This window comes from Microterricola pindariensis (assembly GCF_002936985.1).
Classification (GTDB): Bacteria; Actinomycetota; Actinomycetes; order Actinomycetales; family Microbacteriaceae; genus Microterricola; species Microterricola pindariensis.
In genome coordinates this window covers 1-6,428 of sequence record NZ_MPZN01000109.1, presented here as the reverse complement: position 1 = coordinate 6,428, position 6,428 = coordinate 1, and the positions used below count along the sequence as shown (strand labels likewise).

The window sequence follows — 6,428 nt, the reverse complement described above, 5'->3', positions numbered from 1 at the left end:
GGGGAACCCAGCGACGATCCCGAGAACGACGCAGAGCCGCTCGAGCACGCCGATCGCGGCTCCGCCGCGCAGCACCTCCCGGGTGGCCGGCGCGCCGTCCTCGCCGGTCGGCGCCGGGGTGCCGGCTGGCGTGGCCGGGGTCGGCACCATGATGCCGCCGTGCGCGCCGGGCGCCACGGAGCCGCGGGTGGCCAACGAGAGGGCAAGCTGCGCGGCCGGGCCGCCGCCGAAGACCGCCAGCGCCGCGCCCACGAGGGCGATCAGGGCACCGACCGCCCCGCCGGCGGGCGCCCAGCCGGTCGGCCAGAACGAGGTGGTGGCGCTCAGGGTGAGGAGCAGGGCGAGCGCGAGCGCGCCGCCGGCCACCCAGATGGCGTAGGGGAACTTCCGCAGCACGGCGAAGACCGCGAAGGTCAGGGCGGTGGCGAGCAGCCCGAGCAAGAACAGCCAGAACAGCACGGGGAGGAATCCGGCCAGGTGCGGGGGAAAGATCATGACGGCGTGCTCCGATCGAGTTCTGCCAGTAATCCTACGAGCGCGGGCACCGCATTCGCCTCGACGGCGAGCTGCGCGGCCTTGGCGCGCGAACTCGCCGCCGGCGCGCTGATGCCCAGTCGCTCGGCGGCCTCCTTGTAGCTCAGGCCCGCCGAGACGAGGTCGTAGAGCTCCCACCCGGGCGCGGTGCGGCGCTGCCGCAGCGCCAGCGCCAGGTCGATCAGGGCCTCTGTGCTCTCGGCCGGCGTGCTGCTCGCATCCGCCGCCCCCTGCCGGTGCAGCGCGAACCGCGTGCCCCGCTTCTTGGCGCGGGTGACGGCGTCGCGGGCGGCGTAGAAGGCCGGCCCGCTGGCCTCCCGCGTCGCGGCTGGCAGCGGAAGCCCGACGGCGCCGACGCCGAGGCCGACGCTCCACTGCTCCCCACGGGTCAGCTCGAGCACGATGCGCACCATGGCGGCGGCATCCGCGCTCACGAGCTGGATCTCATCGCCCGCCGTGCGGTCAGGGGGAAGCATCAGCGCCGCGCCGTGGTCGCGCTGCAGGCGCTCGATCGTCGGCGCGGCGACGTCGGCACGGGTGCGGCTGGCGATCTGATCGGCGGTGATGACGAACATGGGGACCTCCGAGTTCAGGCTACACGCTTAACTTGTCATTACTAAAGCCTCAACACTTATTTTACGGCCGATGTTGCCTGCACGCTTCTGTCGGAGCGGTCGGCGTCCGGCCGCTGATACTCTGGGGTGCGTGTCTGACCCAGTAATCCTCAACGCCCAGCGCAACGATCCGTCCTTCCCCGATATCTGGGAGGAGATCAACTGGCGCGGCCTCGTGCACGTCTCCACCGATGCCAGCGAGCTCAAAGAGCTGCTCGCGGGGGAGTCGATCACCTATTACTGCGGCTTCGACCCGACTGCTCCGAGCCTGCACCTCGGCAACCTCGTGCAGCTGCTCCTCATGCGCCGCCTGCAGCTGGCCGGCCACCGCCCGCTCGGCCTCGTCGGCGGCTCCACCGGCCTGATCGGCGACCCGCGGCCCACGGCCGAGCGCACCTTGAACACTAAGGACACGGTCGAGGAGTGGGTCGGCTACCTGCAGGCGCAGGTGAGCCGCTTCCTCAGCCGCGAGGGCGAGAACGCGATGACCCTCGTCAACAACCTCGACTGGACGGCCCCGCTGTCGGCCATCGACTTCCTGCGCGAGATCGGCAAGCACTACCGCGTCGGCACCATGCTGAAGAAGGACGCCGTCGCCGCCCGCCTCAACTCCGACGCCGGCATCAGCTACACCGAGTTCAGCTACCAGATCCTGCAGGGCCTGGACTACCTCGAGCTCTACCGCCAGTACGAGTGCGTGCTGCAGACCGGTGGCAGCGACCAGTGGGGCAACCTCACGAGCGGCACCGACCTCATCCGCCGCACAGAGGGCACGAGCGTGCACGCGATCGGCACGCCGCTGATCACCAACAGCGACGGCACCAAGTTCGGCAAGAGCGAGGGCAACGCCGTCTGGCTCGACTCGAGCCTGACCAGCCCGTACGCCTTCTACCAGTTCTGGCTGAACACCGACGACGCCGACGTGGTCGCCCGCCTCAAGATCTTCACCTTCCTCGAGCGGGCCGAGATCGAGCGCCTCGAGGCCGCCGTCGCGGCCGAGCCGTTCCGCCGCGAGGCGCAGCGCGCCCTGGCCTTCGAGGTGACGAGCCTGGTGCACGGGGAGACGGCGACGGCCAACGCCATCGCCGCCACCAGCGCGCTCTTCGGGCAGGGCGACCTGGCCGAGCTCGACGCCGAAACCCTGGAAGCCGCGCTGCGGGAGCTGCCGAACACCACGACCGCCCCGGATGCCGGCATCGCCCAGCTCCTCTGCGACACCGCGCTCTGCGACAGCCTGAGCGACGCCCGCCGCGCCATCAAGCAGGGCGGCGTCTCGGTGAACAACGTCAAGATCACCGATGAGGCCGAGACGATCTCCGGCCACGTGCTCGCCTCGGGAGTCGCCGTGCTGCGCCGCGGCAAGAAGACCCTCGCCGGAATCTTCGTCGAGTAGCCCCCGGCACGCCGCCGCGCTACCCCAGTGAGGGTGTGCGCGGCGGCGGCACGCGCCGCGACCCGGTGGCCTCGAATGCCGCCGCGAGTGTGAGCAGGGTGTTGTCGTCGTAGGCCCGCCCGGCGAACGTCAAGCCGACCGGCATGCCGATGTCGGCGAGGGCGCCCATCGGCACGGTCACCGTCGGGATGCCGAGATGGCGGATCGCGAGGTTGCCGTTGGACACCCAGACGCCGTTGCGCCAGCCGAGCTCGGCGGACGCCTCGCTCACATCCATGTCGGCGGGGCCGACATCCGCCGCCGCCGGGAAGACGACGGCATCGAGGCCGAGCCCGTCCATCCACGCCTCCAGGTCGACCCGTCGCGTCTCCTCCAAACCCCGCAGCCCCGACTCCAGGTCCGGGATGGCGGTGAACTCCCTGACCGGGTGCTCGCGCACCTGCTCCGGGTACCCGGAGACGTGGTCTTCGAAGCCGTCGTAGCGATCGGGGAGCGCGCCGGCCGGCTCCGGGAAGATCAGCGCGCCGTCCACGCCGTCCACGCCGTCGAGCCGGTTCAGTGCCGGGTCGCCATTCGCCCGCAGGAAGTCATCCCAGGACCACGCCGAGAGGTCGACGATCTCCCGGTGCAGGAACTCGGGGCTGACGAGCCCGCGGCTCGCGATCGTCGGGGCGCCCGGCCGGTCGCCCTCATAGTTGGACACCACCGGGAAGTCGACGAGCACGACCTCCGCCCCGGCCGCCTCGAGGGCGCGCCGCGCCTCCTCCCAGAGCGCGATGACGCTCGGCCGCGTGTCAATCCGCTGACCCAGCTGGCCGCCCAGGCTCGGCAGCGGCGAGGTGCCCGCGGCCGGATCCGCATTCACGTACATCCGGGGCAGTCCGAGGCGGGTGCCTGCGAGTGCCGCCGTTCCGCCCGCGGCGAGGTCCGGGTAGCGTGCCGGGCGCACCGCGGATGCCGCAGGCAGCGGGATCCAGGGCTGGGCCCGCCAGAAGTCACCCCGGGATTCGGCGTCGTCGGCGACGATGACGTCCAGAACCTCGAGCAGGTCGGCCATCGTGCGCGCATGGGGCACGACGACATCCATCGTCGGCACCAGCGGCCAATTGCCGCGGGTCGAGATCACGCCGCGGGAGGGCGTGTAGGCGCACAGGGAGTTGTTCGAGGCGGGAGCACGCCCACTCGACCACGTCTCCTCGGCGAGCCCGAACGCGGCGAAACTGGCCGCGGTTGCGGTGCCGGAGCCGTTCGACGAGCCGGAGCCGAACGCGGCCGTCAGGTAGGCGGCGTTGTACGGGCTCTCGGCGCGGCCGTACAGGCCGCGCTGCATTCCGCCGTTCGCCATCGGCGGCATGTTGGTGAGCCCGATGAGCACGGCCCCGGCCTCGCGCAGGCGCGCGATTGTGAAGGCATCCCACTGGGCGACGAGATCAGCGAACGCGGGGGAGCCGGCGGCAGCGGTGAGGCCGGCAACGAGGTAGCTGTCCTTCGCGGTGTACGGGATGCCGTCGAGGTTGCCGAGCGACTCACCCCTGGCCCGACGCTCATCGGACGCCCGGGCCTCGTCCGCCGCGGCGGGGTTGGGCACGACGATCGAGTTCAGGGTCGGACCGCTCTGGTCGTAGGCCGCGATGCGGTCGAGGTAGGCGGTGAGCAGCTGAACACTGGACACCTGGCCCGACTGCAGCGCGTCGCGCAGCCCGGCGATGCTGGCCTCCGTGACGTCGAACTGCTTCGGTGTGGGGCTGCCGGTCATGAGTGATCTCCGTTGAACCTCGAGCCGTTGTTGATCATGCGATCAACAGTCCGCCGAATGTATCCGGAGCGACCGCCTGCTGTCAAGATCGGCGTCTCCAGTGCCGTGCCCGACCCCGGCCACGCGCTAGCGTGTCCGGAGCAGCAATTCTGAGGAGGTAGTGATGGCCGGCACCATCGGGGGCATCGTGTTCATGGGCATCGTGACGATCGTGTTCATGGTCATCGTCGCTCGTGTCACCCGACGGATCCTCGGCGTCCCCGTCGGGGTGACGCGCCTCGTCCTGGCCGGGATCATCGGGCTTGCCGCGGAGCTGGGGTTCGAGTCCCAGTTTGTCTGGGGCAAGCAGGAATACAGCCTGGCCCTCGTCCCGCTGCAGCTGTCGATTGTGCTCTTTGGGGCGGTGGCATCCCTGGTGCTCGCCGAGATCCTCGTCCCGACCGGATCGATTCCGCGGCCAGACCAGTGGTTGCCCTTGCTGAAGGCCCGCTCGGAACGTACACGCCGTTACGCCGAGATCTCGCGGATCGCGCTGAAGCAGGGCCTGGTGCCGTTCCGGGCGAACGCCGACCCGACCGCGGCCGGCCATGCCGAGCGTGTTCGCCAGGCGCGCGCCCTGCGCGGCGCACTCGAGCAGGCGGGCGGTGCGTTCGTGAAACTCGGGCAGTTGCTCTCCACCCGCAGCGACATCCTCCCGCCGGAGTTCCTCGCCGAGCTGGCGCAGTTGCAGCAGCGGGTCCCGGCCGCGGACTGGGCAGAGATCCACGCGCTTCTCGAGGTCGAGTTGAACGGCCCGCTCGAGGCCCACTTCGCCTCCTTCGACGAGACTCCGATCGCGGCGGCGTCGATCGGCCAGGTGCACAGGGCCACGCTGACCACGGGGGAGCCCGTCGCCGTGAAAGTGCAGCGCCCGCACATCGTGCCGCTGGTCGACCGCGACCTCGACATCCTGCTCCGGCTGGCCGCCCAGCTCGAGCGCACCACCGCGTGGGGGAGCGACCTCGGCGTGCTCGGCCTGGCGGAGAGCTTCGCCAGGAGCCTGCGCGACGAACTCGACTTCCGGCGCGAGGCCGGCAACATGTCGGCGATGGCAACGACCCAGGCTCGGCACGCCGATTCCGAGCGGGTGGGGATTCCGCGGCACTTCCCGGCGCTCTGCACCGACAAGGTCCTGGTGATGGAGTTCGTCGGGGGCGACACACTGAGCGATGCGCGCACATTCCGCGAGCACTCCGCCGCGGAGCGAGAGGAGCAGGCCGGCCGCCTGTTGCGCTCGACGCTCACCCAGATCATCGACGACGGCGTGTTCCACGCAGACCTGCACCCGGGCAACATCATCCTGCGGCCAGACGGTGAGATCGTGCTGCTCGACTTCGGTTCGGTCGGCCGCCTCGATTCCCAGCTGCGCGCCCAGATCGGCGAGGTGCTGTTGGCCTTCTACCGGGGGGACGCCGCCGCCTTCACGGATGCGCTGCTCGGCTTCGTCGAGCTGCCGGACGACATCGACGAGACGGCGCTGCGCCGCCAGATCGGCGTCTTCGTTGCCACCAGGCTGGGCGCGGGCGCCTCGCTCGACGTCACCGTCTTCACCGAGATGGTCCGGATGCTCACCGACAACCGCATCGCCGTTCCGTCCGAACTCGCCACCGCGTTCCGCGCGGTCGCCAGTCTCGAGGGGACGCTGCGGCAGCTGAGCCCCGGCTTCGAGATGCTCACGGCGGCGCGCGACTACGCGCAGGAACGCATCAGACACGGGTTCGCGCCGTTCGCCGTCTACACGAGCATGCGCGATGAGCTCCTGTCCGTCGCGCCGCTGCTGCGCCGGCTTCCCACCCGGATCGACCGCATCACCGGCGCCCTCGTCGACGGCCGACTCGGCGTCAACGTTCGGCTCTTCGCCGACCAGCGCGACCGCACGCTCCTGCAGGGGGTCGTCAACCTCCTCGTGGTGAGCTTCCTCGCCGGCGCGTTCGGCATCATGGCGTCGATGCTGCTCATCAGCGATGGGGGACCGGCGGTCACGCCCGACCTCACCCTGTTCCAGATCTTCGGCTACATGCTCACGGTGCTCTCCGGCCTGCTCACCCTGCGGGCGCTCTTCGACGTCTTCCGGCTGCGACAGAGGGAATAG

At 70.6% G+C, this 6,428-nt stretch carries 5 protein-coding genes; 2 read left to right on the top strand and 3 right to left on the bottom strand.

Features of this window, described 5'->3' with window-relative positions:
• A partial coding sequence (locus GY24_RS16980) for a hypothetical protein (protein WP_104477777.1) occupies nt 1-495 on the bottom strand: 495 nt, incomplete at its 3' end.
• Entirely contained in the window at nt 492-1,109 is a 618-nt protein-coding gene (locus tag GY24_RS16975) for a DNA-binding protein (protein ID WP_104477775.1), read from the bottom strand. The genes GY24_RS16975 and GY24_RS16980, both read right to left, overlap by 4 nt.
• A 130-nt stretch (nt 1,110-1,239) precedes the next feature.
• Here GY24_RS16975 and tyrS point away from each other — a divergent pair, with 130 nt between their 5' ends.
• Nucleotides 1,240-2,541, top strand: a complete 1,302-nt coding sequence (gene tyrS / locus GY24_RS16970; protein WP_233279441.1) for a tyrosine--tRNA ligase — start codon at nt 1,240-1,242, stop codon at nt 2,539-2,541.
• Nucleotides 2,542-2,560: 19 nt separating this feature from the next.
• On the opposite strand, the gene GY24_RS16965 is transcribed toward tyrS, so the two are convergent.
• On the bottom strand, nt 2,561-4,297 hold the full coding sequence (locus GY24_RS16965) for an amidase (RefSeq protein ID WP_104477771.1): 1,737 nt from the start codon (nt 4,295-4,297) through the stop codon (nt 2,561-2,563).
• 163 nt (nt 4,298-4,460) lie between these two features.
• Here GY24_RS16965 and GY24_RS16960 point away from each other — a divergent pair, with 163 nt between their 5' ends.
• Complete coding sequence (locus GY24_RS16960; protein ID WP_104477769.1) at nt 4,461-6,428, top strand: ABC1 kinase family protein; 1,968 nt, start codon at nt 4,461-4,463, stop codon at nt 6,426-6,428.

Excerpts from the sequence above, each read along its gene's own strand:
- GY24_RS16975 (WP_104477775.1), bottom strand. The coding sequence starts at position 1,109 with ATGTTCGTCATCACCGCCGATCAGATCGCCAGCCGCACCCGTGCCGAC.
- GY24_RS16965 (WP_104477771.1), bottom strand. The coding sequence starts at position 4,297 with ATGACCGGCAGCCCCACACCGAAGCAGTTCGACGTCACGGAGGCCAGC.
- GY24_RS16960 (WP_104477769.1), top strand. The coding sequence starts at position 4,461 with ATGGCCGGCACCATCGGGGGCATCGTGTTCATGGGCATCGTGACGATC.